This window comes from Subsaximicrobium wynnwilliamsii, from assembly GCF_007997225.1.
Classification (GTDB): domain Bacteria; phylum Bacteroidota; class Bacteroidia; order Flavobacteriales; family Flavobacteriaceae; genus Psychroserpens; species Psychroserpens wynnwilliamsii.
Map to the genome: position 1 here is coordinate 1 of NZ_VORM01000111.1, position 818 is coordinate 818.

The 818-nt window shown below is 37.3% G+C and carries 1 protein-coding gene; it reads right to left on the bottom strand.

The annotated features are described in order from the left end of the window. Window positions 1-613: 613 nt before the first annotated feature. On the bottom strand, window positions 614-818 hold a 205-nt coding region (locus tag ESY88_RS21620; protein ID WP_223270923.1), incomplete at its 5' end, for a hypothetical protein.

The window sequence follows — 818 nt, forward strand, 5'->3', positions numbered from 1 at the left end:
TCAAAACCGAGAATATTTAAAAGCATTGCAATTATAACCAGTATCGAAGATAAATTTCTTTTAATCATATGTTTTTGGTTTTGAGTGAGACAATGAATGCCAACGCTCTTGAGTATGATTAGTTGCGTTTTCTCAAGGCACTAATTTAGCAAATAAAAACGAACTAGCGAATCCACGAGGGTTTTCGGAAGAAGTACAGACCTAGCAATTAATTATACGCGATGTTGCCTAATGTAGTTTCAGAATTTTGATTTTTTATATAAATGACCGTTTGTAGCAATGCGCAAGAGTGATAAAAGTCCGCCCGAAATTATTAGTCTGACTAGTATTCCGTTTGAGTGAACAATTCCGAAAACTGGCTCAATTCCGTTGGTTGATTGTCCAATTATAATTTTCAACCTTTTTTTCGCAAAGGTTTTCAATTCCGCAAACTAGCTAACTTAAGAACTAGATTCGATTCCGCAAACCTGCTCAAAAATCCGCAAAGATTGGTTTCCGCAATATTGGTTAAATTACTCTTTTCAGAAATCCGAATTGCTTGGTTGCGAGTGAATTCTGCTATATTAGGCAACGTTGATGTGTATGAGCCGTTGCGTGTCTCACACACGAGCCATTAAAAGTACAAAACTCCGCCGGAAAATTCCCAAGAATTTTCCAGATAAGCACAGACCCAGCAATGGCTTATACACGGTGTTGAACGAATCCTCCCTACCGGTCGGAAGCCCGCCTGAACCGTTCCGATTGGATGTTCTTGCTGTAAATGTAATAGATTTATTAATTTGTAGCTAAATTTTAAATCCAATACCATGTTTAAAAAA